Origin of the sequence: Limnohabitans sp. INBF002 (assembly GCF_027924905.1) — a bacterium.
GTDB lineage: Bacteria > Pseudomonadota > Gammaproteobacteria > Burkholderiales > Burkholderiaceae_C > Limnohabitans.
In genome coordinates this window covers 1176777-1202965 of the sequence record NZ_AP027055.1, presented here as the reverse complement: position 1 = coordinate 1202965, position 26189 = coordinate 1176777, and the positions used below count along the sequence as shown (strand labels likewise).

At 57.9% G+C, this 26189-nt stretch carries 26 protein-coding genes; 1 reads left to right on the top strand and 25 read right to left on the bottom strand.

The genetic code is table 11. From position 1 onward, the window contains the following. The 22 genes from QMG15_RS06085 to QMG15_RS05980 form a co-directional block, all read right to left on the bottom strand. Entirely contained in the window at window positions 1–789 is a 789-nt protein-coding gene (locus tag QMG15_RS06085; protein ID WP_281789963.1) for a DUF2189 domain-containing protein, read from the bottom strand. Window positions 790–816: 27 nt separating this feature from the next. Continuing rightward, window positions 817–2028, bottom strand: a complete 1212-nt coding sequence (locus QMG15_RS06080; protein WP_281789962.1) for a PLP-dependent transferase — start codon at window positions 2026–2028, stop codon at window positions 817–819. Between the two features lie 100 nt (window positions 2029–2128). Continuing rightward, on the bottom strand, window positions 2129–2653 hold the full coding sequence (locus QMG15_RS06075) for a phosphoribosyltransferase (RefSeq protein WP_281789961.1): 525 nt from the start codon (window positions 2651–2653) through the stop codon (window positions 2129–2131). 42 nt (window positions 2654–2695) lie between these two features. Then, entirely contained in the window at window positions 2696–4024 is a 1329-nt protein-coding gene (locus QMG15_RS06070) for an adenylosuccinate synthase (protein WP_281790091.1), read from the bottom strand. Between the two features lie 47 nt (window positions 4025–4071). Next, window positions 4072–5238, bottom strand: a complete 1167-nt coding sequence (locus tag QMG15_RS06065) for an ATP phosphoribosyltransferase regulatory subunit (RefSeq protein ID WP_281789960.1) — start codon at window positions 5236–5238, stop codon at window positions 4072–4074. Window positions 5239–5287: 49 nt separating this feature from the next. After that, complete coding sequence (locus QMG15_RS06060; RefSeq protein ID WP_281789959.1) at window positions 5288–5482, bottom strand: DUF2065 domain-containing protein; 195 nt, start codon at window positions 5480–5482, stop codon at window positions 5288–5290. Window positions 5483–5494: 12 nt separating this feature from the next. Continuing rightward, on the bottom strand, window positions 5495–6403 hold the full coding sequence (hflC, locus tag QMG15_RS06055) for a protease modulator HflC (protein ID WP_108358569.1): 909 nt from the start codon (window positions 6401–6403) through the stop codon (window positions 5495–5497). Window positions 6404–6417: 14 nt separating this feature from the next. Further along, window positions 6418–7788: an FtsH protease activity modulator HflK gene (gene hflK, locus QMG15_RS06050; RefSeq protein ID WP_281789958.1), complete on the bottom strand. Its 1371-nt coding sequence runs from the start codon at window positions 7786–7788 to the stop codon at window positions 6418–6420. A gap of 53 nt (window positions 7789–7841) precedes the next feature. After that, window positions 7842–9005: a GTPase HflX gene (gene hflX / locus QMG15_RS06045; protein WP_281789957.1), complete on the bottom strand. Its 1164-nt coding sequence runs from the start codon at window positions 9003–9005 to the stop codon at window positions 7842–7844. Window positions 9006–9087: 82 nt separating this feature from the next. Beyond that, a complete protein-coding gene (hfq, locus tag QMG15_RS06040) occupies window positions 9088–9354 on the bottom strand; it encodes an RNA chaperone Hfq (protein WP_104798699.1) in 267 nt (88 codons plus the stop codon). Window positions 9355–9421: 67 nt separating this feature from the next. Further along, window positions 9422–10762: a ribosome biogenesis GTPase Der gene (der, locus tag QMG15_RS06035; protein WP_281789956.1), complete on the bottom strand. Its 1341-nt coding sequence runs from the start codon at window positions 10760–10762 to the stop codon at window positions 9422–9424. Between the two features lie 23 nt (window positions 10763–10785). Next, window positions 10786–11922 carry an outer membrane protein assembly factor BamB gene (bamB, locus tag QMG15_RS06030; protein ID WP_281789955.1) on the bottom strand — a complete coding sequence of 379 codons (1137 nt, stop codon included), beginning with the start codon at window positions 11920–11922 and terminating at the stop codon, window positions 10786–10788. Further along, on the bottom strand, window positions 11919–12590 hold the full coding sequence (locus QMG15_RS06025; protein ID WP_281789954.1) for a tetratricopeptide repeat protein: 672 nt from the start codon (window positions 12588–12590) through the stop codon (window positions 11919–11921). The genes bamB and QMG15_RS06025 overlap by 4 nt, the downstream gene beginning before the upstream one ends. Before the next feature lie 50 nt (window positions 12591–12640). After that, a complete protein-coding gene (gene hisS / locus QMG15_RS06020) occupies window positions 12641–13924 on the bottom strand; it encodes a histidine--tRNA ligase (protein ID WP_281790090.1) in 1284 nt (427 codons plus the stop codon). A 124-nt stretch (window positions 13925–14048) separates the two neighbouring features. Continuing rightward, window positions 14049–15308, bottom strand: coding sequence for a flavodoxin-dependent (E)-4-hydroxy-3-methylbut-2-enyl-diphosphate synthase (ispG, locus tag QMG15_RS06015; RefSeq protein ID WP_281789953.1), 1260 nt, complete (start codon window positions 15306–15308; stop codon window positions 14049–14051). Further along, window positions 15298–15951: a helix-turn-helix transcriptional regulator gene (locus QMG15_RS06010; RefSeq protein WP_281789952.1), complete on the bottom strand. Its 654-nt coding sequence runs from the start codon at window positions 15949–15951 to the stop codon at window positions 15298–15300. The genes ispG and QMG15_RS06010 overlap by 11 nt, the downstream gene beginning before the upstream one ends. A gap of 30 nt (window positions 15952–15981) precedes the next feature. Then, on the bottom strand, window positions 15982–16521 hold the full coding sequence (locus QMG15_RS06005; protein ID WP_281789951.1) for a tetratricopeptide repeat protein: 540 nt from the start codon (window positions 16519–16521) through the stop codon (window positions 15982–15984). Beyond that, window positions 16518–17648, bottom strand: a complete 1131-nt coding sequence (rlmN, locus tag QMG15_RS06000; protein ID WP_108358562.1) for a 23S rRNA (adenine(2503)-C(2))-methyltransferase RlmN — start codon at window positions 17646–17648, stop codon at window positions 16518–16520. The genes QMG15_RS06005 and rlmN overlap by 4 nt, the downstream gene beginning before the upstream one ends. Before the next feature lie 44 nt (window positions 17649–17692). Further along, window positions 17693–18115: a nucleoside-diphosphate kinase gene (ndk, locus tag QMG15_RS05995; RefSeq protein ID WP_104797502.1), complete on the bottom strand. Its 423-nt coding sequence runs from the start codon at window positions 18113–18115 to the stop codon at window positions 17693–17695. Window positions 18116–18240: 125 nt separating this feature from the next. After that, complete coding sequence (locus QMG15_RS05990; RefSeq protein ID WP_281789950.1) at window positions 18241–19665, bottom strand: pseudouridine synthase; 1425 nt, start codon at window positions 19663–19665, stop codon at window positions 18241–18243. Beyond that, window positions 19550–20242: an SMC-Scp complex subunit ScpB gene (gene scpB, locus QMG15_RS05985; RefSeq protein ID WP_281789949.1), complete on the bottom strand. Its 693-nt coding sequence runs from the start codon at window positions 20240–20242 to the stop codon at window positions 19550–19552. The genes QMG15_RS05990 and scpB overlap by 116 nt, the downstream gene beginning before the upstream one ends. 153 nt (window positions 20243–20395) lie before the next feature. After that, complete coding sequence (locus QMG15_RS05980) at window positions 20396–21349, bottom strand: RluA family pseudouridine synthase (RefSeq protein ID WP_348773331.1); 954 nt, start codon at window positions 21347–21349, stop codon at window positions 20396–20398. A gap of 104 nt (window positions 21350–21453) precedes the next feature. Between QMG15_RS05980 and QMG15_RS05975 the strand changes: the two genes are divergently transcribed. Further along, entirely contained in the window at window positions 21454–22263 is an 810-nt protein-coding gene (locus QMG15_RS05975) for an outer membrane protein assembly factor BamD (protein ID WP_281789947.1), read from the top strand. Here the strand turns inward: QMG15_RS05975 and QMG15_RS05970 are convergent. The 3 genes from QMG15_RS05970 to zapE are packed head-to-tail and all read right to left on the bottom strand — an operon-like array spanning window position 22232 to window position 26120. Next, the gene (locus tag QMG15_RS05970) at window positions 22232–24415 is read right to left on the bottom strand and encodes an ATP-dependent DNA helicase (RefSeq protein ID WP_281789946.1); all 2184 of its coding nucleotides are present in this window, start codon (window positions 24413–24415) and stop codon (window positions 22232–22234) included. The genes QMG15_RS05975 and QMG15_RS05970 overlap by 32 nt on opposite strands. Next, entirely contained in the window at window positions 24412–25014 is a 603-nt protein-coding gene (locus QMG15_RS05965; RefSeq protein WP_281789945.1) for a hypothetical protein, read from the bottom strand. Before QMG15_RS05965 ends, QMG15_RS05970 begins: the two co-directional genes overlap by 4 nt. After that, the gene (zapE, locus tag QMG15_RS05960; protein WP_281789944.1) at window positions 25011–26120 is read right to left on the bottom strand and encodes a cell division protein ZapE; all 1110 of its coding nucleotides are present in this window, start codon (window positions 26118–26120) and stop codon (window positions 25011–25013) included. Before zapE ends, QMG15_RS05965 begins: the two co-directional genes overlap by 4 nt. Window positions 26121–26189: the final 69 nt, after the last annotated feature.

Genomic DNA, 26189 nt, shown 5'->3' with positions numbered 1-26189 from the left:
TCAATCGGCCTGCGGCGCCGTCACACGCACGGCAGCGCGGTAGGCATGCCAGCTGGCAAAACCCAACCAAGGCCCCACCACCAGCAAACCCGCCGCTGACGGCAACATGGCCAACACCACCAAAACGGTGATGAGAAAGCCCCAAAACACTGACACGGCGGTGTGATCCACAAACACACGTAAGCTGGTGATGCAGGCGGTGATGGCATCGGTGTCACGGTCCAAAATCATGGGGATGGACACCATCATGCTGGCAAACACCAGCCCGGCAAAGAAGCCACCCACACAAATGTAGGCGGCAATGAATTCCCAGTTTTGTGGGTTGAACACCGCCTCTAACACCGTGGCGGTGGTGGGCATGCCGCCCGTATTGAAAAACACCGCAAACACCACCAACGACGCGCGCCCCCACAGCAGCTCCATCACCACCATCACCATGATGAGCATGCTCATGCTGCGGATGTGTGACTCCCAACAGGTGAGCGAACTGCCCATGCTCGGTGGTTCACCGCGCTCCATGTGCATGCTCACGTCATACAGCCCCATGGCCAAGAAGGGGCCAATCAGCAAACAACCCGACACAGCCGACAAGGTGTACTCGGGATTGCTTTTGAACACGGCCAACAGAATCAAGGCCATGAGCCAAAAGCAGACGCCGTAAAACAGCGAAATCAAAGGCTGCGAGGCCATGTCTCGCAAGCCCCGCCAAAGCCAACGCAACGGATCGCTGAAGCCAATCGGGTTGATGTCAATGCGGTCATGTGCCTCGTCTGGAACCAATTGCTGCATGTGTCTCCCCTTCTGGCGGGCTTGGTTTTATAGGTGGGCGACTTTCAGAGCTCGCGCCATGTCATTTTGTAAATCGATCACATTCTCTAGCCCAATGCAAAAACGCACCACGCGCCCGCGTTGCGTATGCGACACCGAGCGTATGCGGCTAGACGCCATGTTGTAAGGCATCACCAAACTCATGGGGCCGCCCCAGCTGTAACCAATTTTGAACAGCTGCAAGGCATCGCAAAACGCATCCACTTGTTTGGACGTGAAACGCTCATCCATCACCACGCTGAAAATACCCGCAGCCAAACCCTCAGGCTCTTGCGGTGTCACACACAGTTGCTGCCAATGTGCATGACCGGGCGAACTGGGCAGCGCAGGATGCAGCACTTGGCTGAATGCAGGCTGCGAAGCACACCACGCGGCCAGTGTGCGTGCGGCCGTGTCTTGCGCTTTGTAGCGCAGCGGCATGCTGGGCAATGAGCGCAACACCATCTCGGCATCGTTCGCGCCCACGCCAGTACCCAAACGCATGTGGCTGAGTTTGAGCACACGCGCCAGTTCATCGCTGCGCGTGACGATGCTGCCCATCAACACATCGCCACCACCGCTGGGGTATTTGGTGAGCGCATGGATGGTCAAGTCCACCCCAAGCTCGCCCTGCCCTGGCGTCAAATCAAACGCATTGAAGGCCAAGCCTGCGCCCCAGGTGTTGTCGAGCGCGCACAGCACACCACGGGCTTTGCACAACTGCACCAAAGCCACGAGGTCGGGAAACTCCATCGTCACCGAGCCCGCCGCTTCCAGCCACACCAAGCGTGTGCGCGGTGTGATGCGTGCGGCCAAGTCGTTCACAGCCAACGGGTCGTACACCTGATGCGTGATGCCAAACTGCGCCAACTCGCCCTCGGCCAATGACTTATTGGGCGCGTAGGCGTTGTCGGGAATCAACACCTCGTCGCCAGTTTTGAGCAGCGCAAAATCCACATGCGCAATCGCCGCCAAACCGCTGGGCGTGAGGATGCAATGCGTGCCGCCTTCGAGCGTGGCCAAACGCTCTTCCAACGTGAACGTGGTGGGCGTGCCGTGCAAGCCGTAGGTGTAAGCCGACTTGTCCATCCACTCGCGCGTGCGCATGGCGGCCACGTTGGGGAAGATCACCGTCGAGGCTTTGAACACGCCAACTTGCGGCGCTTCAAATTCTGCGGGAGGAAGGTAGGCGTGGTGAATGAGGTGGGTGCTGCGAGACATGCGCACATATTACCTACGCGGAGTCACCCGAAAATCAAAAGCGTGACGGGAATAAAAAAACTCCGCACGAAGGCGGAGTTTTTTCTTGAAGCGCGAAAGATTAAACCTTCCACTTCTCCAACAAAGCCGCTGGGCGCATGTTGTCATACGGCTCGAACGGTTGGTGAATCCATGGGTTGGTGGGCAAATAGTCCACCGAGTAGTCTGGCTTGAAAGACGACACGCCTTTGGTCCAGATCACAGACGTACGCAGCTCGGTGATGGGCGCGTAGTTGTTTTTGAGTTGGTCGACCACAGCCTTCAAGGTGTGACCGGTGTCAGCCAAGTCGTCCACCAACAACACCTTGCCAGCGATTTCGCCTTTGGGTGTGGTGATGAAACGAGCGATGTCCAAGTGGCCTTGCACCGTGCCAGCGTCAGCGCGGTACGAGCTGGTGGACATGATGGCCAAAGGCTTGTCGAAGATGCGCGACAAGATGTCACCTGGGCGCATGCCGCCACGGGCCAGACACAAGATGGTGTCGAATTCCCAGCCAGATTGGTGAATCTTGATGGCGAGTTTTTCAATCAGGTTGTGGTACTCGTCGTACGAAACGTACAGGTGTTTGCCGTCTTCGGTCAACATATCAATGGTCCTTCAAAATAAAACTGAAATCAAAACGCCGAGTTAAGCCACGTAGGGGTGGGTCAACAAAATGGTGTGGTCGCGGTCAGGGCTGGTGGACACCATGTGAATGGGCACGCCTGTGGTCTCTGCAATGCGGTTGAGGTAATGCTGAGCGGCTTTGGGCAACTTGTTGTAATCGGTCACGCCCACGGTGCTGTCGGTCCAGCCGGGGATGGTTTCGTAGATGGGTTTGCAACGCGAAATTTCGTCAGCGCCCATGGGCAAGATGTCGATGGTTTGGCCATCCAACTCGTAACCCACACACAGCAACAACTCGGTCAAACCGTCGAGCACGTCGAGCTTGGTGATGCACAAACCAGTCAAACCGTTGACTTGCGCGCTGCGCTTGAGCAAGGCGGCATCGAACCAGCCGCAACGGCGTGAACGGCCAGTGGTCACGCCTTTTTCAGCGCCCACGGTAGACATGTGATAGCCGGGGTTGCCGGGGGTTTCCCAATCCAACTCGGTGGGGAATGGACCGCCGCCCACGCGTGTGCAGTACGCCTTGGTGATGCCCAAGATGTAGTGCAACAAACCGGGGCCCACGCCCGCGCCTGCCGCGGCGTTACCGGCCACGCAGTTGCTGGAGGTGACGAAGGGGTAAGTGCCGTGGTCCACGTCGAGCAAGGTGCCTTGTGCGCCTTCAAACAACAGGTTGGCACCGGCTTTGTGAGCTTCGTTCAACTCGCGTGACACGTCGGCCACCATGGGCAAGATTTCTTTGGCGTAGGCCATGGCTTCGTTGTAGACGGTATCAAAGTCCACAGCGGGTGCGTGCAAGATGTCGGTCAACACATGGTTGTGCAGCTCCAGGTTCTCACGCAGTTTGGTGGCGAAGCGCTCGGGGTGCTTCAGGTCTTGCACGCGCAAGGCACGGCGTGCAATTTTGTCTTCGTAAGCGGGGCCAATGCCGCGGCCTGTGGTTCCGATCTTGGCGGTGCCGGCCTTCTCTTTGGCGGCTTCACGGGCCACGTCAATGGCAGCGTGGTAAGGCAAGATCAAGGGACAAGCTTCGCTGATGCGCAAGCGTGAGCGCACTTCGACGCCCGCCTTTTCCAAGCCCGCAATTTCTTCGAGCAACTTGGTGGCAGACAACACCACACCGTTGCCGATGTAGCACTTCACGCCGGGGCGCATGATGCCGCTAGGAATCAAATGCAGCGCAGTTTTCACGCCGTTGATGACCAAGGTGTGGCCTGCGTTGTGACCGCCTTGAAAGCGCACCACGCCGGTGGCGGTTTCGGTCAACCAATCGACCAATTTGCCTTTGCCTTCGTCACCCCACTGGGTGCCGACCACGACGACGTTACGGCCTTTGGTGGCGGCCACGGTTTGTCCTTGGGTAGTGCTCATATCAACTTCGATTACTTAAAAAATTAAAGGGCTTGAACGGCAGGAACAGCTTGCACTGCCCATTGGCCGGCGACTTCGATCAGTTCACGATCGCAGTCAAATTCATCGACTTCACTCTCGTGGCCTGGCAACACGCAGACCACGGTTTCGCCATTGGCACGCAAGGCGGCAATGGCTTCGCGCAAACCTTGGGCGGTTCCCCAAGGCGCACGAATGGCGGCTTTGAGGGCGCGCTCGGGCACCACGCTGACCAACTCTTTCAGGTCCAAACTGAATCCTACGGCGGGACGCTTACGGCCAAACACCGCACCCACTTCGTCGTAGCGGCCACCGCGCACCAAGGCGTCGCTGGCGCCAGGCACAAAGATGGCAAAGCGCACGCCGCTGTAATAGGCGTAACCGCGCAAATCGGCCAAGTCAAATGTGACGGCCACACCGCTCAAGTCAGCCGCAATTTGGCGCAACTCAGCCAAGGCTTGTAGAACCACGGGCCATGCGGCAAAGGCTTTTTCAGCATGGGCCAACACAGACGCGTCGCCATACATGCCAGCCAGGGCGACCAAAGCGGTGCGCACATTGGCGGGCAAATCTTTGGAAAGGGCTTGAACGCCCGAGGTGTCTTTGGCAGCTAAGGCGCTGTGCAAGGCATCGCGTGCGTCAGCTGTCAAGGTCACGCCGTTCAACAAGGCTGGCACGATGCGCGCGTCGCTCAAGTCGACGGTGAATTGAGGAATGGCAACAGCTTTGAGCGTGTCCAAGGCCAAGTGCAGCACTTCGAGGTCGGCCTCGATGCCTGCATGGCCATAGATCTCAGCGCCAAACTGCAAAGGCTCGCGGGTGGCAAAGGGACGGTCTGGGCGTGTGTGCAGCACAGGGCCGCAGTAGCACAGGCGTGTCACGCCAGCACGGTTGAGCAAATGAGCATCAATGCGGGCGACTTGCGGCGTGGTGTCAGCGCGCAAACCCAAGGTGCGACCTGAGAGTTGGTCGACCAGTTTGAAGGTTTGCAAATCGAGTGCGCGGCCGGTACCGGACAACAACGATTCGAGGTATTCGAGCAGCGGCGGCATGACCAACTCGTAGCCGTAGCCTCTAGCTGTGTCGAGATACAAACGACGCAGCTCTTCGATGTGCCGGGCCTCAGAAGGCAGAACATCGGCGATGTGATCCGGCAGAACCCAAGCAGACATGTAATTAAGGGAGGCTGTTAAAACCGAGATTTTACAGGGCTAAACGCCCTCAACCCAGCCACCAGAGCATCAAAAGACCGACCACAACGCAGACCAGGCCGAAAAAGCGGATTTGACCGTCTTCCAACACCATGAGTTGGGCCATTTTGTCGCGCCAACCGTGAGGCGACACGAACGGGAAGATGCCTTCAAAAATGAGCATCAACCCGAACGCGACCCACAGCGTATCGCCGTCTAAGCTCATACGAGGGGCCTGTTACTTCTTAGGCGCTGGGGCGCTGCCGCCACCGCTGCCACGCAGGGCTTTGAAGAAGTCGCTGGATGGATCGACCACCATCACATCGCTCTTTTTGCTGAACGTGGTTTTGTAGGCTTCTAAGCTGCGGTAGAACTGGGCGAAGTTGGCGTCGCGGCCAAACGAATCGGCATACAAACGCGCGGCTTCGGCATCGCCCTCGCCTTTGATTTTTTGCGCTTCACGGTAGGCATTGGCCACGGTCACTTCGCGTTGGCGGTCAGCGTCTGCGCGGATTTTTTCGCCTTCAGCAGCGCCGGTGGAACGCAGCTCATTGGCCACGCGCTTGCGCTCGGCTTCCATGCGGCGGTACACCGATTCGGTGATCGCATCCACGTAGTCGGCGCGAGTGATGCGCACGTCAATCACGTCCACCCCCCAAGGCTTGGCACCTTTGACAGCCGCCAGCACCTCGCGCTTGACGTCGCTCAAGAGCTCTTCGCGTTTGAGTGAGAGCAGCTCTTTCACGGTGCGCTTGTTGATTTCTTCTTGGAACGCGTTGCGCACCACACGGGCGAGTTGCACCGCGCCTGCGTTTTCGTCCAGACCCACGTTACGGATGTATTGCGATGGGTCCGTGATGCGCCAACGGGCATACCAGTCAATCACCACGCGTTGCTTTTCAGCGGTGAGCATGGGCTCGGTGTCAGCGTTATCCAGCGTGAGCAAACGCTTGTCGATGTAGCTCACGTTTTGGAACGGTGGCGGCAGCTTGATGTTCAAGCCAGGCTCAGTGATGACGCTCTTGATTTGGCCGAAGGAATACACCACGCCAAACTGGCGTTGGTCCACCACAAACAGGGTGGAGCTGAGCAGCGCCAAAGCCACGAAGGCGGAGGAAATATAAAAACCGATTTTGTTCGTTTGCATGTTCGTGTCCCCTATCAACGGCCGTCACGGTCGCGTGAGCGGCCATCGCGTGCGCGGGCATCGGCCGCAGGCGCTGGGTTGGTGGTCGTGTTTGCCGTGTTGTGCGTCGCGTCAGCGGGAGCCGCAGGCGATGCACCATTCGCTTGACTGCTTTGTTGAATGATTTTGTCCAGCGGCAGGTAGAGCAAGTTCGAACCTTGCTTGGTGTCCACCAACACCTTGGTGGTGTTGCTGTAAATCTGCTGCATGGCGTCGATGTACAAACGGTCGCGCATGACTTGCGGTGCCTTTTGGTACTCGCCCACCAAGGACTTGAAGCGTTGTGCATCGCCTTCAGCTTGCGCCACGATGCGGGCTTTGTAACCATCAGCTTCTTGCTTCAAACGCGAAGCTGCACCCACAGCACGTGGGACCACGTCGTTGGCATAGGCTTCGGCTTCGTTCTTGGCGCGTTCGCGTTCTTGACCCGCTTTAAGCACGTCGTCAAATGCAGCTTGCACTTGCTCGGGGGGGCGCACGCCACCTTGTTGCAAGTTGATGCCGACCACTTCGACACCCACTTTGTATTGGTCCAAGATGGCTTGCATGATGGTGCGAATGCGTGGACCAATTTGGTCACGCTCTTCGGACATGGCTGCGTCCATCTTCATCTTGCCGACCACTTCGCGCACCGCTGTTTCGGCAGCTTGCACCACGGTGTCGGTGGGGTTCTTGGTTTCAAACAAATAAGCGCGTGCGTCAGTCAAACGGTATTGCACGGCAAATTTGATTTCGAGGATGTTTTCGTCTTCGGTCAACATGGCCGACTCGCGCAAGCCCGTGGATTTGACAATGTTGTCACGGCCCACATCGACTGAGCGAATTTGCGTCACAAACACCAATTCTTGGCGCTGGAATGGGTAAGGCAAACGCCAGTTGAAACCGGCACCCACGGTGGCGTGGTAACGACCAAACTGGGTAATCACCGCTTGTTGACCTTCTTGCACGATGAAGAAGCCTGTCGACAACCAAATGGCCAGCACGACCGCGCCGATCACGCCAATGCCAAAACGCGCAACTTTGAAATCGGGGCCAGTTGGTCCACCGTTGTTGCTAGGCGGTTCTGAGCCACCCTTTTTATTGCCAAACAAACCCGCGAGCTTGGCATTGAAGTCGCGCCACAGTTCATCCAAATCGGGCGGGCCACCTGCACCTGCAGGTGGACGTTTGGATTCTTCTTGTGGCTTTTTCTCTTCGCTGGAAGGTGGGATGGCTTGACTGCCGTTGGGGTCAAACGTGGGGTTGCCGTCTTTGTCGCGGCCCCAGCGGCCATCGTTGAGGTTGAACATGCCGAGCAGTCGCGTGCGCCAAGATTTGGGGCTGACCGTGTGGGTGTTGAAGTTCATGCGCATCGTTGTTTTTTCTCTGAAGTATTCGATTGTGCCTAAGGATTCAGGCCTCATTCCAATTCCTGCGTATTTGCATGGTCTTCGGGCATCGTCGCCAGTGCTTCCTGTGCCAAAAACTCACGCAAAGCGGCCAAGCCCTCGCCTGTTTGGGCGCTCACAAAGAAACGCGGCACGCTCTGACCATCGACCGTGTAATGGTCTTGCAGCTGCATCGGGCGCGTCTCGGGGCTCATGGCGTCGAGCTTGTTGAACACCAAGACCTGCGGCACACCGGCGGCGCCAATCTCGGCCAAGACCTTTCGCACCTCGTCCATTTGTTCGGGGTAATTCGGGTTGGACGCATCCACCACATGCATCAACAGCGTGGCATCGGACGCCTCTTGCAAGGTAGCTTGGAAGGCATCGATCAAACCGTGCGGCAAGTCACGGATGAAGCCCACCGTGTCTGACAACGACACCGAGCGGCCCGTGCCATCGGCATTGCCCAAATACAGCTGACGTGTGGTCGTGTCGAGCGTGGCAAACAGCTGATCGGCGGCGTAGGCACGCGCTTTGACCAAGGCATTGAACAGCGTCGATTTGCCCGCGTTGGTGTAGCCCACCAGCGAAATGGTGAAGGCGTCACGGCGGTTGCGCTGGCGGCGCTGGGTGCTGCGCTGCTTTTTGACCTTGTCCAAACGCTCTTTGGTGCGTTTGATCGAGTCATTGATCATGCGGCGGTCCAGCTCAATCTGGGTTTCACCGGGGCCACCGCGCATGCCGATACCGCCGCTTTGACGCTCCAAGTGCGACCAACGTCGCACCAAGCGCGTGCTGAGGTATTGCAGCTTGGCCAGCTCGACTTGCAACTTGCCTTCGTGGCTGCGCGCGCGTTGGGCGAAGATTTCCAAAATCAGCAAGGTGCGGTCGTTCACCGCCACGCCCATGTGGCGTTCTAGGTTGCGCTGCTGCGCGGGGCTGAGCGATTGGTCAAACAAAATCTCGGTGGCGCCGTGCATGAGGGCCAGCTCTTTGATTTCATCGGCTTTGCCACTGCCCACAAACAGCGCGGCATCAGGCGCTTTGCGTTTACAGGTGACGCGCGCCACAGGCTTTAAGCCCGCGGTTTCGGCCAACAGGCCGAGTTCTTCTAGCTCGCCATCGAAATGTGGCAAGCCGAAATCGACCCCCACCAAAATGGTGGCGCCGGCGGTTTTTTGAGGTGTGTCGTTCAAGCGATCTATCTAAAAAGGTGAAACGTAAAAAGTGAGACGTAAAAAAAGGGCTGAAACAGCCCTTTTTGCAGAGCATTCAAGCTCAGACTTCAGGCGAACTGCCTGTGCCGTCGGTGGGGTTGAAGTTGACAGCACGGCCCGGCACGATGGTCGAGATGGCGTGCTTGTAGACCATTTGCGTCACGGTGTTGCGCAGCAACACGACGTATTGGTCAAACGATTCAATTTGGCCTTGCAGCTTGATGCCGTTGACCAAATAAATGGATACGGGCACATGCTCGCGGCGCAGGATGTTCAAAAATGGGTCTTGCAACAGTTGGCCTTTGTTCTTTGAGTTGTCGGTGTTCACGATATTTTCCGTGTCTGTGTAGTTGAAAGAAATCCCACGTTACCACAGAGCCCGAAGGCTTTGTGGCTCAGTCGTCTTTGCCTGCGTAAGGGTTACTTGAGGTCTTCATCTCAATTCGCAAGGGGGTACCTTCCAAATTAAAGGCCTTGCGGAAGCGCCCTTCCAAGAACCGTTTGTAGGTTTCGGTCACATGCTCCAGCGAGTTGCCGTGAATCACGATGATGGGCGGGTTCATGCCACCTTGGTGGGCATAACGCAGCTTGGGACGGTACATACCGCCGCGCTGAGGCGACTGAAACTGCACGGCTTCCAGCAACAAACGGGTCAGCAAAGGCGTTGGCATCTTGCACATGGCGGCCTTATGGGCCTGCGCGATGGCGCCCCACAGTGGGCCCAAGCCTTGGCGTTTCTTGGCCGAGATGAAGTGCATGGCCGCAAACTTCAAGAACGGCAAACGCGTCTCAATCGAGCGCATCAACAGTTCGCGCTGGTAGGAATCCACGGCATCCCATTTGTTCACAGCCACCACCACAGCACGGCCGCTTTCCAAGATGTAGCCGGCGATGTGTGCGTCTTGGTCGGTCACGCCTTGGGTGGCGTCGAGCAAGAGCAGTACCACATTGGCCGATTCAATGGCTTGCAGGGTTTTGACCACCGAGAACTTCTCGATGGCTTCAAACACCTTGCCTTTGCGACGCAAACCAGCCGTGTCGATGAGTTCAAACATCTGGCCGTTGCGCTCGAACGGCACGCTGATGGCGTCACGCGTGGTGCCAGGCATGTCAAACGCCACCAAGCGCTCTTCGCCCAACCAAGTGTTGATGAGGGTGGATTTGCCCACGTTGGGGCGACCGGCCACGGCCAACTTGATGATGCCGTCGTCGGCATTGGCGTCTTCTTCGTCTGGGTCGGCCAAATTCAGCGGCGCCAAGGCTTGCGCCATCATGTCGCGAATGCCTTGGCCATGCGAGGCAGACACGGGCAACACTTCGCCCAAGCCCAGCTCGTAGAACTCCACCAACTGAGCGCCCTCTTTCATGCCCTCGGCTTTGTTGGCCACCAAAATCGTGGGCTTGCCCAAGCGACGCAGGTAGTTGGCGATGTCGTGGTCTTGGGCCGAAATACCGCCACGGGCATCCACCACAAACACCACCACGTCGGCTTCGGCCACGGCTTGCTGGGTTTGACGGGCCATCTCTTTGTAGATGCCATTGTCAGCAGTGGGTTCAAAACCACCGGTGTCGATGACGATGAATTCGTGCTTGTCAAAACGGGCATTACCGTAGTGACGGTCGCGCGTCAGACCCGCGAAGTCGGCCACGATGGCGTCACGCGATTTGGTCAAGCGGTTAAACAACGTGGACTTGCCGACGTTGGGGCGGCCCACCAGGGCCAATACGGGTTTCAAAACTTAGTCCTTTAACTTCCCAATTACGGGATTTGGAGGCCAGTCACGCGACCTTCGCGTGTGACCACCACATAGCGCCCACCTGCAAACACAGGGGCGGTTGCCAATTCTTCGGTGTCGAGCTTGATGCGGTTGAGCAACGCGCCATCGGCCAACGACAGAAGGTACAACCATCCACCGTTATCCGCCAGCAACACGCCACGCGGCGTGACCAGAGGTGCGCTCAAGATGCGGTATTTCAGACGCTCTGTTTCCCACAGGCGTTCACCGGTGCTTCGGCTCCATGCCTGCACCACGCCGTTGGACAAAGGTGCAATCAGCACTGTGTCGTTGCCGCTCACCCCCATTTCACCCGCCGAGGGGCGTGTCCACACGCCCTGTCCGCGTTCGGCGTTCACACACCCAACTGCAGCCTGGAAGGCACGCACACACACCACATCACCGACGCGGTCAAAGGGGCTGACCAAGTCAACCAAGCGTTCCACATCATTGGTGCCACGTGGTGTGGCAATGGCAGATTCCCAGCGAATCACGCCAGTGTTCGGGTCAAGACCTGACAAACGGCCAGACAAACCGACCAACAACGTGTTTTTAAATGCCAGCATCACGCCGGCTTGCTTGAGCACCAAGGGCTCACCCGGGCGTTGCTGTGTCCAAATTTGATGGCCTGTTGCACCGTCAAAGGCAATGACAGAACGGTCGGCGGTCAACACAAATACGCGCGCACCAGCGACCAAAGGTGCGGTGAACGACTGCGCGGGCAAGCGCTTGCGCCACTGCACTTGGCCATCTCGCAAAACGACCAATTCATTGCTACGCGTCACCACGGCTACTTGTTGGCCATCGCTGCCCACGCCTGCGGCGATGGCTTGGTCCAGCTTCAGGCGCCAAATGTCTTTGCCTGTCGCTGCGTCCAGCACCGCCACCACACCTTGGCTATTGGCCAAAGCAATGCGGTCTTCACGGGCTGACACGACCAAGGGGAAATCCACCTTGCCCACATTCGCTGTCCAGCTGGTGCGCACGTCTTGCAACACAGGCACGCCCGGAATTTCGGTAGGTTTGGGGCGCGAGGGTCCAGAGCAAGCGGCCAAGGCCACGCACACGCCCGCTAGGCTCAAGCGCAACAGGTGGGTCCAGCTAGGCGTTGTTGTGTTCACTTTTTGCTCTCCACAGCAGGTGTTTCTTCAGGGTCAGCACCCAAGGCCGCCAACTTCACCGCCACCAAACGGCGGTACTCGGCATTGGGCTCAAAGCCTTTCCACGCATTTTTGTAGTGTTGAACGGCTTCAGCGGGTTGCGCTTGCAACATGGCCAAGTCGCCCAAGCGGTCGGCCATCAAGGGGGCGAAGGCTTCAGGTGCTTTGGCAGTGAGTTGCTTGCGCGCCTCGTCGTAGGCTTTGTCATCGATCAACAAGGCAGCCAAGCGCAGGCGGGCCAAGGCTTGGTAGCCTTCGTCGCTGGCTTTGTCGATCACCCATGTGAGTTGCGCTTTGGCATCGGCTTTGCGGTCTTTGTCTTGGTACAAGCGCGCGGCCAACATGGCCGCTTGTTGTGCGTACGTGGTACTGGCAAATTTATCTTTGATGTCCGTCACAGAACGGTCGAGCAAGGCCATGTCATTGCTCAGGGCCGCACGCTCCACCGTGTCATACAAAGCGGCAGATTGCACGGCTTGCTTGGCCGAATAAGACTGCCAACCCATCCAGGCGGCATAGCCACCTAAAACGGCAATCAGCACCCACGTGATGAGGTCGCCCCAGCGCTTCCAAAAGTGCTTGAGCTCATCGAGTTGTTCTTGTTCTTCGAGGTCGAGATGAGATGCCATGGTGTAGTGTGTCTGACTAAAAAGTAAACGAATTGTAGGGCTCGGTCTGTTTAAACCGTGGTTTGGTTCTGGGCCAGGCTCTGCGCCAGTTTATCGGCCACGCGAGTCGTCACGTCCACCAAGGGCACGGCCTCTTGGGCACCTGCGCCATCGCGCAGCGACTTGAGGGTGACTTCGCCCCGGGCCAACTCGTCGCCACCAAAGATGAGGGCAAATTGCGCGCCGCTGGCATCGGCCTTTTTGAACTGCGATTTCATGCTGCCCATGCCTTCACCTGCCCCCGCATGCATTTGCACGGACATGCCTTGCGCACGCAGGGTTTGGATGGTTTTGAACACGATAGGCAAAGCCGCCGCATCGGGAACGATGGCGTACACATCAGGTCCCACGGCCTCTGGCAACGTGCCCTGCTCTTTGAGCAACTCCAACACACGTTCGACGCCCAAGGCCCAGCCCACGGCGGGTGCAGGCTTGCCACCCACTTGCTCGATCAGGTAGTCGTAACGGCCGCCGCCACAGATGGTGCCTTGCGAGCCCAAGCGGTCGGTCACAAACTCAAACACGGTGAGGTTGTAGTAGTCCATGCCACGCACCAAGCGCGGGTTGATGCGGTAGGCCACACCGCTGGCATCCAAAATGGCTTTGACCGCGTTGAAGTGAGCCAGCGAGGCTTCGCCCAAAAAGTCGATCAACTTTGGCGCGGCTTCCACCACAGCTTGCATGGCTGGGTTCTTGGTGTCCAAGATGCGCAGCGGGTTGCTGTGCAAGCGGCGCTTGGCTTCTTCATCCAGCACATCGGCGTGGGCTTCTAAGTGCGCAATCAAGGCCGTGCGGTGCGCGGCGCGTTCATTGGGCTGACCCAAGCTGTTGAGCTCCAAACGCACGTCTTGCAAACCCAGCTCTTGCCAGAGCGTGGCGGCCAACAAAATGAGTTCGGCATCCACCTCTGCGCCAGGAAAGCCCAAAGCCTCCGCGCCGATTTGGTGGAACTGGCGGTAGCGGCCACGTTGGGGACGCTCGTGGCGGAACATCGGGCCCATGTAGTACAGGCGCTTGCCACCGTCGTAGAGCATGTTGTGCTCGACCACCGCACGCACCACGCCTGCTGTGGCTTCGGGGCGCAGCGTGAGTTGCTCGCCGTTCAAACGGTCTTCAAAGGAGTACATCTCCTTTTCCACAATGTCGGTCACCTCGCCCAAGCCACGCACAAACAAAGCGGTGGGTTCGACGATGGGCGTGCGCAGATTGCGGTAGGCATGGCGTGCCATCAAGCCGCGCACTTTGTCTTCCAGCCATTCCCATTGGGCGGAGGCTGGAGGCAACAAGTCGTTCATGCCTTTGACGGCAGTGAGGGCTTGGGCCTTGACGGGCTTGCTTGATTTCACGGGCTCGGCCGTGTGGTTTGGAGTGAGTTCAGAAGTCACGTTTCGATCCAGAAGTCTTCAGCACGCTTGAGGCTTAGCCGAAGCGTTTTTCAATGTAAGTTTCAACAATTTGGTGGAACTCTTGCGCGATGTTGTCGCCGCGCAAGGTCATGGCTTTTTCGCCGTCGATGAACACGGGCGCTGCAGGTGCTTCACCGCTGCCGGGCAAGCTGATGCCAATGTCGGCGTGCTTGCTCTCGCCAGGGCCATTGACGATGCAACCCATCACGGCCACTTTGAGGTTTTCCACGCCAGGGTATTGGGTGCGCCACACAGGCATTTGGGCGCGCAAAAAGTCGTCAATCGACTTGGCCATTTCTTGGAACGTGGTGCTGGTGGTACGCCCGCAACCGGGGCAAGCGGTGACGCTAGGCACAAAGGTTCGCAGGCCCAAAGCTTGCAGAATTTCAGAGGCAATCACCACCTCTTGCGTACGCGCCTCGCCGGGCTGCGGCGTGAGCGAGACACGGATGGTGTCGCCAATGCCTTCTTGCAAAAGAATAGACAAAGCCGTGGCCGACGCCACCGTGCCCTTGGTGCCCATGCCGGCTTCGGTCAGGCCCAAATGCAAGGGGTAGTTGCAGCGCTGGGCCAGCTCGCGATACACCGCGATCAAGTCTTGCACGCCGCTCACTTTGCAGCTGAGCAAAATTTGGTTCGCCGACATGCCCATGCTCTGGGCCAACTTGGCAGAGTCGATGGCGGAGGTAATCAAGGCCTCGTACATCACTTGCTTGGCCTCGAAAGGCTTGGCACGCAAAGCGTTTTCGTCCATCAACTTAGCCAGCAGTTCTTGGTCGAGGCTGCCCCAGTTCACACCAATGCGCACGGCTTTGTTGTAACGCATCGCCGCTTCAATCATTTGGCCAAACTGCTTGTCGTGCTTGTCGCCCTTGCCCACGTTTCCGGGGTTGATGCGGTACTTCGACAAAGCTTGCGCGCAGTCGGGAAACTCGGTCAACAAACGGTGGCCGTTGTAGTGAAAGTCGCCAATCAAGGGCACGTTGATGCCCATTTTGTCGAGCTGCTCACGCACATAAGGCACAGCGGCTGCGGCTTCGGGTGTATTCACCGTGATGCGCACCAGCTCCGAGCCAGCTAAGGCCAATTCTTTGATTTGGATGGCGGTGCCAATCGCGTCCACCGTGTCGGTGTTGGTCATGGACTGCACGCGCACGGGGGCGTCGCCACCCACCGTCACCACATGGTCACCCCATGCCACACGAGCTTGCAAGCTATGACGCGCCTTGGGTTGCGACAAGGCAATGCCTTGCAAATGGGTGTCAGCGGGCATCGGGCGCTCCTGGTGCACTGGTGGGCGCTGCAGCACTGGCGTTTTGTGCGGCCACCGCCGTTGAATGAACCGTGGTGACCACCATGTTGCTGGATTTGACCTCGGTCACAGGCACCACTTCTTCTGCGGAAGGCAGCGCCACGACCGGCGAGGCCACAGGCACCACCACCGTTCCCGCCGCAGAGTCGTCTTTGAAAACCAACAACGATTGAATTTCAGGCCACAAGCCCAAAACCAAAGCCAAGACCAAAACGGCCAAGGCAGCCCAACGCATTGGCGTGAACAAGCGGGTCACCGCCAAAAAACTGGATTGCGGCAAAAACGAGGGGCGATCCAAAGGAAAGTCCAAACCACGTTCGTTCTTAGGTGCCAAGCGCGACACATCTTGGCTAGGCAGCAAGGCCAACACGGGGGCGGCATCTGTTTTCAACTGACGGCACACCGCCAAGGTCAAGGCCCGGGCAAACATGGCGTCTGGCAGTTCATCCAGGCGATCGGACTCCAAGGCTTCTAGCTTGGCAGGCGACACGCGCAAGGCTTGCGCCAACACATCGAGCTTGAACCCTGCGTCTTCACGGAGTTGACGCAACAAGGCCCCAGCAGTCGTGCTCGGGTTGGTCGATGTGGTTGTTTCTTCAGTCATCAGGCTTCAAAAAAGAATGAGGGGGGTTATTTAATTATTGCGTGAGCGCGTGTCAGTTTGTGCTGCACGCGTTTTGCAAAATTCAATGGCTTTGTTTGTTTTGTCTGCGCTGGCATAACCAGGCTGCAGCAGCGCACGGTCAAACTGCGTTTGCGCTTCTGCGAAACGGTTTTGTTCGCACAAGAACCAACCGTAGTTGTGTTGAATGGCGGCTAGCTGGGGTGAACGCACAGGCGGTTGAGACGCCAATTGCAAGGCCTGCTCAAAACTTTGTTGCGCCAAAGCAGGCGCTTTTGCGCGCTGGTGAATCAAGCCCAGCAAGCTGTAGGCATCGGCATAGTTGGGGTCAATTTGCAAAGCAGCGCGCACCTCTTGCTGTGCCACGTCGTTTTGGTTTTGTTCGTAATACGCACTGGCCAAACTCAGGCGGCGCATCGCGCGTTGGCGCGTGCCATCGGGCTCGGCGTGTGTGAGCGTGTCTAGTTGCGGCGCAGCAGCGCTGCAAGCAGCCAAGCCACATGTTGTCGCGATCAACACGACCACAAAAGTCACGACACGCCACAAGTTCATGACGACACCTGCGTGAGCGGAATCACGCGTTGCTTGGCCATGCGTGCATCCACCTTGGTGCGGTCTTTCACGTCACCCGCGAGCTGGCCGCAAGCGGCATCGATGTCGTCACCACGTGTCTTGCGCACGGTGGTGATGATGCCGGCTTCGCTGAGTTGCGCAGCAAATGCTTTGACCGTGGCCGCGCTCGAACGCGTGAGGCCAGAAGCAGGAAATGGGTTGAACGGAATCAGGTTGAACTTGCAAGGCACCGGTTCACCCTGCCCGCGCTTGGGTTTGACCAAATCGATCAAAGCTTGCGCGTGTTCGGGCTGGTCGTTCACGCCATCCAACATGCAATATTCAAAGGTGATGAAGTCGCGGGGCGCGTGCGCCAAATAGCGGCGGCAGGCGTCCATCAGTTCATGCAAGGGGTATTTGCGGTTGAGCGGCACCAAGTTGTCGCGCAAAGCGTCGGTGGGCGCATGCAGCGACACGGCCAAGGCCACGGGGCAGTCTTCACCTAATCGGTCCATCATGGGCACCACGCCCGAGGTGGACACCGTCACACGGCGGCGTGACAAGCCATAGCCATGATCGTCCAACATCGAACGCAGCGCGGGCACCAAGGCGCTGTAGTTTTGCAACGGCTCGCCCATGCCCATCATCACCACGTTGGAGATGACGCGCTCTGTCGTGTTGAACTGCTTGCGCAGCGTGTGCTCGGCAAACCACAGCTGCGACAAAATTTCGCCGGTGGTGAGGTTGCGGCTGAAGCCTTGGTGGCCCGTGGAGCAAAAACGGCAACCCACAGCACAACCGGCTTGCGACGAGATGCACAAGGTGCCTCGGTCGTCTTCAGGAATGAACACGGTTTCGACGGCGTTGCCGTCGCCCACGTCGAACAGCCACTTGATGGTGCCGTCGGCGGAATCGTGTCTAGAAATGGGGGTTAAGGGCTGAACCTGAGCGCAGGTTTTCAGCTTCTCGCGCAGCGACTTGGCGAGATCAGACATCTGATCAAAGTCTTGTGCGCCTTTTTGGTGGATCCACCGGAACAGCTGTGTGGCGCGGAAGCGTTTCTCGCCCAAGCGCTCACAAAAAACGGCCAAACCGTCGAGATCAAAATCAAGCAGGTTGGCCGTCATTTTTTTGCGTCGGCGTTGCTGTGACCAGCCACGCCAATTGCCTCTTAGTGACCGTAAACGTTCATGCCGGCGAAGAAGAAGCCGATTTCAACAGCGGCTGTCTCAGCGGCGTCAGAACCGTGCACAGCGTTGGCATCGATGCTGTCAGCGAAGTCAGCACGGATGGTGCCAGGCGCTGCGTCTTTAGGGTTGGTTGCACCCATCAAGTCACGGTTTTTCAAGATAGCGCCTTCGCCTTCGAGCACTTGGATCATGACAGGGCCAGAGACCATGAAGTCAACCAAATCTTTGAAGAAAGGACGTGCTTTGTGCACAGCGTAGAACTGTTCAGCTTCGCCGCGTGACAGGTGGGCCATGCGAGCAGCCACAACTTTCAAGCCAGCAGCTTCGAAGCGTGCGTAGATTTGGCCGATGACGTTCTTAGCAACTGCGTCTGGCTTGATGATGGAGAGAGTACGTTCGGTCATTTGGAATTTCCCTGTATTGACTGTTATTGAAACTTTTATGCGCGATCTGCGTAGCCCGCTATTTTAACCGTTTCAAGGGATTTCCCTTGAGCGGGTAAGCGTTTTTGGTGCATCTTTGGTGCGATTTATCGACCGCTTCGACCACGGTTGCCACCCGCACCGCCACCATTACCGCCACCTGAGCGGCCACCGCCGAAGCTACCGCCTGCAGAACCGCCGCGTCGTGGCGCAGCACTGCTTGACGGACGTGGACCACCGACCAAGCCTGCTTTGAAGGCTTTTTGGCCGTCTTTTTTGCGTTGGCGCTCCTCGGCATAACTGTCTGCACCGATGTAGCCCACCGAGGTTTGCATCGGATCTGGCTGTGGTGCGCGCTCTGGGGCTTTGCCACCGCGGCGGCGCTCGGTGCGAACCAAACGCTCGGGGCCACTGCGCTCTTCAGCCGCGCGGGGTGTGGATGGACGTGGGCCAATGCTGTTGCCGCGACGGCGGCTGTTGGCACGCTCGCTGCGGTCATGGCGTGATGGGCCGCTTTGCATCGGCGCTTCGGCGCCGGCAGCTTCCATCAAGGCGCGAATGTCGCGCTCGCCCAACTCCACAAAGGCGCCACGCTTCAAGCCGCGTGGCAACACCATGGCGCCGTAGCGGATGCGAATCAAACGGCTCACGGCGTGGCCGACTGCCTCGAACATGCGGCGCACTTCGCGGTTGCGACCTTCGGAAATGGTGACGCGGTACCAGCAGTTGGAGCCCTCGCCGCCGCCCTCTTCGATCGAGCCAAATTGGGCGGGACCGTCGTCGAGTTGAATGCCAGTGATGAGTTGTTCTTTTTGGTCTTTGCTGAGCTTGCCCAGCGAGCGCACTGCGTATTCGCGTTGCAAGCCAAATCGCGGGTGCATCAGCTGGTTGGCCAATTCGCCCGAGCTGGTGAACAGCAACAAGCCTTCGGTGTTCAAGTCCAAACGGCCCACAGATTGCCATTTGCCTTGGTACAGGCGGGGCAAGCGGCGGAACACGGTGGGACGGTTTTGTGGGTCATCGGTGGTCACCACTTCGCCCGCAGGCTTGTGGTACGCGATGACGCGCGGTGGCGGCGGTGCAATGCGCACCTTGAGCTGACGGCCATTGACCTTGATTTGGTCACCAAACTGCACGCGTTGGCCCACGTGGGCCACTTCGTTGTTCACTGCCACATGGCCTTCGGCAATCAGGCGCTCCATCTCGATGCGTGAGCCCAAGCCCGATTGGGCCAAGACTTTGTGCAGCTTGGGCGATTCGGGTTGTGGCAAAAGCACACGTTTTTCAGGCGCTGCTTCGGCGCGGATGAGTTCGGCATCGAACTCGCCTGAGACCACATCGTCGAAATCAAACGCGGTGTCGTCGTCCAAGAATTCGTCGTGTGCTTCGGTTGGCTTGCCACCCAGGTCGTGGTGTTTAGTGTTCATGCGTGTCGTCGCCGGTTGGGGCGGGGTCTCTGGGTGAGGAAAGTTCAAAAATAGGGGCCTCGCCTTCGGCTGGCGTTGCGACTTCGGCGGTTTCGTCAGACTCAAGGGCCATGTCCATTTGCAACGATGGATCGTCTTCACCCAAGCGGGCAAAGGCGTTGGCTTGCGCTTGGGCGCTGTCATACACGGGCAGTTGGTCGAGCGAGGCCAAGCCCAGGTCGTCCAAAAACTGACGCGTGGTGGCGTACAAAGAAGGACGGCCCACGGTTTCGCGGTGGCCAATGACTTCAACCCAGCCGCGGTCTTCGAGTTGTTTGAGGACCAACGAGTTGATGGTCACACCACGCACGTCTTCCATGTCACCACGGGTCACAGGCTGGCGGTAGGCAATGATGGCCAAGGTTTCCATCACAGCGCGTGAGTATTTAGGAGGCTTCTCGGGGTTCAGACGGTCCAAATACTCGCGCATTTCTGGGCGGCTTTGGAAGCGCCAACCGGTGGCCACTTGCACCAGCTCAACGCCGCGCTGCGCCCAATCGAGCTGCATTTCTTCCAGCAAGGTGCGAATGGTGTCTGCACCCAAGGCGTCAGAGAACAGCACGCGCAAATCGCGAATCTGAATCGGTTGGTGCGAACAAATCAGGGCGGTCTCAAGTACGCGCTTGGCATCCACGGTGTTCATCGTGAGAGTTCCGGGTCAAGGGTCGAGGAAAAGGCCTACGAAAATTTATCTCGAGGCGGTAAGGGCAATGCGGGGCATCGCACGAGTCAGAGCCAAAGGGCTCACCGCTTTCACAAGCGTGAACCCATATTGTAACGGAGATGGCTAAAAAGCTTATTCGGGGCGCTTCAGGCCCAAACCCGCCAGCAAATTGACCATATCGTCAGGCAGCGGTGCTTCGAACTTGAGCGGTGCGCCCGTGATGGGGTGGTCAAAGCTCAACCGGAATGCGTGCAAAGCTTGGCGGTCAATGCCCAAGGTCATGGGGCCAGCGTAGAGCGAGTCGCCCACCAGTGGGTGACCAAAGTGCGCCATGTGCACACGAATTTGATGTGTGCGCCCCGTGTGCAAGGTGCACTGCACCAAACAGGCTTCCTCTTGGCTGCTCAGGCACTCAAACGTGGTGTGGGCTTCTTTGCCGGGCAAGCGCTCGAGGTCAACCACGGCCATGCGTAAGCGGTTGCGGTAGTCGCGACCAATCGCAGCCACGATGTCGCGCACCGGTGTGCCACTCCATTTGCGATACGCCACGGCCAAATATTCGCGGTGAACTTCGCGCTCAGCAATCATGGCCACCAAGGCATCCATGGCGCGGCGTGTGCGCGCCACGATCATCAAACCACTGGTGTCTTTGTCTAAGCGGTGCACGATGCCTGCACGGGGCAGCATGACCGCTTGCGGGTCCAAGGCCAACAAACCATTGAGCAGCGTGCCACTCCAGTTGCCGGGCGCGGGGTGCACCACCAAACCGGCGGGTTTGAACAACACGCGCAGGTCTTCGTCTTCGTAAATCACATCCAACGGAATGTCTTCGGGCTTGAAGGCTTGGCTTTGCGGTGTGGGTTTCAAGATGAGCTGGTAACGCTCGCCCATGCGCACCTTGGCCGAGGCCTTGGTCATCACACGAGGCGTGGGCAAGACACAGCTCACACACCCCTCACTGAGCAACTGCTGAGAGAAGCTGCGAGAGAACTCGGGCAGCAACACAGCCAAAGCACGGTCAAGGCGTTCGCCGTGCAAATCACTGGGAATGACGAGTTCGCGGGTTTCCACCTCGGGGCCGTCGATGAGGTCGACATGCTCATCGAGCAAAACATCCTCCTGCAAGGGCGCTGTAGATGGCGGCTGAGCCGATAGAATGGATTTACTTTGCTTCAAGAGGTTGACCTGTGGTGTTACGACTCAAATTATCGACTGTGTGGATGGCCATCGGCCTGTCTACGGCTATTCTTTTCACAGGATGCGCCGACAGCAACTACGACCCCACCAAAGATTGGAGCAATGACAAGCTCTACAACGAAGCCAAAGACGAAATGGCTGCGGGTGGCTATGACAAAGCCATTGGCATGTACGAAAAGCTCGAAGGCCGCGCAGCAGGCACGCCGCTGGCACAACAAGCACAGCTCGACAAAGCCTGGGCGCAATACAAAACCAACGAGCCTGTGCAGGCCGTGGCCACACTCGATCGCTTCATCAAACTCCACCCTGCCAGCCCCGCGTTGGACTATGCGCTGTACCTCAAAGGTTTGGTGAACTTCAACGACAACTTGGGCTTGCTGTCTTCGTGGGCTGAACAAGATTTGGCTGAGCGTGACCCCAAGCAAGCGAAAGAATCGTTTGAAGCTTTCCGTGAACTGGCGGTTCGCTTTCCTGACTCAAAGTACGCTGCTGACGCACGCTTGCGCATGGCATTCATCAAAAACTCGCTGGCACGTTCAGATGTTCACGTGGCACGTTTTTACTACCAACGCGGCGCTTATGTTGCCGCCATCAACCGGGCACAAACCACGGTACAGGAATACCGCGATGTGCCGGCGGTTGAAGAAGCATTGTTCATCATGGTGCAGTCCTACGACAAGCTGGGCTTGAACCAGTTGCGTGACGACACCAAACGCGTGTTGGAAACCACCTACCCTAACTCCGCGTTGCTGTACCCAGAACGCGCCGTGACTAAAAAGTCGTGGTGGAAGTTTTGGAAATAAGGTCTTGGCTCAACGCATCTAAAGCTTGAGCCAAGTCTTGCGCCGTTTGCAGTGGACGCATTGGCGGCAAAGCCGCAATCAACCTACGGCCATAGCCGGTGGTCACCAAGCGGTTGTCACACAACACCAAGACGCCTTGGTCTGATTCGGTACGAATCAAGCGCCCAGCCCCTTGCTTCAAAGCCACCACGGCCTCTGGCACAAAGTAATCGTTGAACGGGCTGCGGCCTTGCGCTTCTAGGCGCTTGCTGCGCGCTTCGACCAAGGGGTCATTGGGGGGCGGAAACGGCAGCTTGTCGATGACCACAAGCTGCAACGCGTCACCGGGCACATCAAAACCTTCCCAGAAGGTCGCCGAGGCCACCAACACGCAACCGCCCTCACCGACTTTCGCACCTTCGCGAAAACGCTCCATCAAATGGCGCTTGGGCCATTCGCCCTGCACCAACACCTCGATGCCTGAGCCTTCAAGCTGCTGCTTCATCACATCGCCAATCGCACGCAAGGCACGCAGCGTGGTGGTGAGCACCAAAGTGCGACCACCCAAGCGGCGCACGGCATCGCTGGCAAGGGCTGCCACTTGCGCGCTGTGCGCGGGGTCATTCGGGCGCACGATGTCACGCGGCACATAAAGAGAGGCTTGCGCAGGGTAATCAAACGGGCTGCTCACACGCAAGACCGTGGCCGACTCTAAGCCACAAGGCTCGGTGAACCAACGCAAGCGCGGGTCATCCCCCAACGTGGCGGACGTGAAGACCCAACTGCGTGGACGTGCGTCCTCGACGGGTCGCATCGGAAAAGCGCTGTCAAAAGGCGATGCGTCTGCATCGTCCTCGTGCGTAGAGGCATCGGCATCGCGCTGCGCCGCAAAAGTTTCTTCCAGAGATGGCTCATCATGCCAAGGCGGCGGCTCATCCGAGTTTTCATCGTTCGCGATCGCTGAGGCTTGTTTCATCAAACGCTCGCGCACGGTTTGCGCGATGTCGAGAGGCGCTTCCATCAAACGCATTTGTGAGGCGCTCACATCCATCCAACGCACGGCATCGGGCGCACACGGGTTCAAGAATGCGTCCACACGCTTGGCAATCTCGGCCACGCGGTCATGCAAACGCATGAAGTCTGGCGCAATTTCACTCACGGTGTCTAAGGCTTGCAGCGCCTGCACGCAGGCTGCGCCCACATCTTGCAAGGACTGCTCCCACACACCGGGGTGAATGCCCTCTGGCGCATCTTCGGTCCAGCGCAATTTCACAGCGCCAGGTCGCTTGCCACCGATGAGGCGCAACTCTCGTGCGGCGCGTTCCAAACCAGAACACACGCCTTGCCAGTCGGCCAAACCGCGTGCCAATTGCAAACCGGTGGCCAGCATGTCGCGGGTCACATCCAGCAGCTGGGCGGTGCCAAGTTGATGGCCTAAGAAGTTCACCCCCACTTCGTTGAGCTGATGCGCTTCGTCAAAGATGACCACACGCACACTGGGTAGCAATTCAGCCATGCCTGTTTCGCGCACCGCCATGTCGGCAAAAAACAAATGGTGGTTGATGACCACCACATCGGCACCCAACGCTTCGCGACGCGCCGCATTGACGTGACAGGTTTTGAACTTGGGGCATTGCGAGCCCAAACAGTTCTCGCGGTTAGAGGTGATAAGTGGGATCAAGGGCGAGCGTTCGTCCAAGCCGGGCAGCTCGGCCAAGTCACCCGTGCGGGTGCTGAGCGACCACGTTTCCACACGCGACAACAAGTGCACGGTATGGCGATCCGGTATCTGAGTGTCACGCCGCGCCATTTCCATGCGATGCGTGCACAAGTAGCTGGAGCGACCTTTGAGCAAGGCCAAGCGAATGGGCAAATTAAGCGCTTGTACCAAGCGCGGCAAATCGCGTGCGTACAGCTGGTCTTGCAAGGCCTTTGTCGCGGTCGAGAGCAACACGCGCTCACCACTCAATAACGCAGGTACCAGGTACGCAAAGGTTTTACCCACCCCTGTGCCAGCCTCCACCACCAAGCTGCCGCCTTGCGCCACCACATCGGCCACGGCCAGGGCCATGTCGGTCTGGCCTTGGCGTGGACTGAAGTGATCGGTGGCGCGAGCCAGCACGCCTAAAGGTGCAAACGCTTCTTGCACCATATCACGCAAGGGGTGGCTCATTGGCCTGGCACAGGCAGCGGTGCTGCTGGTTCTTTGTTGCGTTCGCGGAGTTTCTTTTCAGCGTCAGCACGACGTTGCGCAGCTTCGCGCTGCTTTTGCTCATAGTCACCACGCTTGGTACCTTGCAAGGCATGGTCGATTTGCTTTTGCGCGTTGGCGTCTGCGCGTTCTTTCGACGCGGCAATGGATGCCGCACGTTCCGCTTGCGCATTCTTTTGCGAAGCTTCACTGTTGCGGTCAGCCAAACTGCGGCGGGCCTCTTCGGCATGAATTTGACGCTCTTGCGCGTTGAAACGCAGCTCTTGTTTGCGCAAAGCAGTGTCGGCTTCAATGCGTCGATCGCGCGCTTGCAGGCGGCAGCTGGTGACATCAAAGTTTTGATAGCACAGCTTCATCTCTTGCCTGTATTTGTCTTCGAGTGCTTGGCGTTCACGTGTCAAGCGGACGCGTTCTTCGTTGCGTTCGGCATCCGATGGAAAACCAGACAAGGGCTGACTCGCGACCACGCCAGATGCTGGCGCAGCGGCATTCACCGAAGGTTCCACACACCATGCAGTCACGCAAACGCATGCCAGCAAAGAAAAAAACATTTTCTTCATGTCAACCCCGTATCCACCGTGCGACGCTCCAGTGCCAAAAACTCGGCCGATTGCATTTCGTTCAACCGCGACACCGTGCGCGGGAACTCATGCGCCATCGGGCCTTCGGTGTACAACTCTTCAGGAGCCACAGCGGCTGACAACATCAGCTTGACGCGACGGTCGTACAGCACATCCACCAGCCATGTGAAGCGACGGGCCTCGGCAGCCTTGTTGACCGGCATCTGCGGCACATCGCTGAGCAACACGGTATGAAATTGGCTGGCAATTTCCAAATAATCGTTTTGCGAACGCGGACCACCGCACAAGTCTTTGAAGTCAAACCACACCACACTACCGGCTCGGCGACGGGCTTTGATTTGACGCGCTTCGATATGCAGCACTGGGTCTTCGTCTTGGCACTCGGCCAAGCGGTTGAATGCATCGGTCATCGCCGCATCAGCCTTTTCACCCAAGGGGCGCAAATACAGCTCGACTTGTTCTAGCGTGCGACGGCGGTAGTCCGTGCCGTTGTCCACGTTGATGATTTCCAACTCTTTGTTCAACAACGCAATCGCAGGCATGATGCGGTCGCGGTGCATGCCACCTGGGTACAAGTCATCAGGTTTGAAGTTAGACGTGGTGACAAAGCCAACACCGTTGTCAAAGAAGGCGTCGAGCAAGCGATGCAGAATCATCGCGTCGGTGATGTCAGCCACGTGAAATTCATCAAAGCAAATCAGCTTGTAGCGTTTGGACATTTGTTTGCCCAACACATCGAGTGGGTTCACTGTGCCTTGCAACTCACGCAGCTCACGGTGCACCTCACGCATGAACTCATGAAAGTGCAAACGTGTTTTCCGCTTGATGGGCACCGCTTCAAAAAAGCAATCCATCAAAAAACTTTTGCCACGCCCCACCCCGCCATACATGTACACGCCGCGCGGAATGGCGGGACGGTTCACCAGCTTTTTCAACGAGTTCGAACGCTTCTCTTTGTACGCAGCCCACTCGCTGGCGCAACGCTCCAGGGCATCAATCGCGCGCAGCTGCGCAGGGTCACTTTGGAAGCCTCGAATTTCGAGTTCTTTGAGGTAATTCTGATGGACAGGTTGTTTGACTGACATAGGGCCCTATTGTGCCTTGCCCATGAAAAAAGCCCGCTGTTAACAGCGGGCTTTTTAGACGCAAAGCGG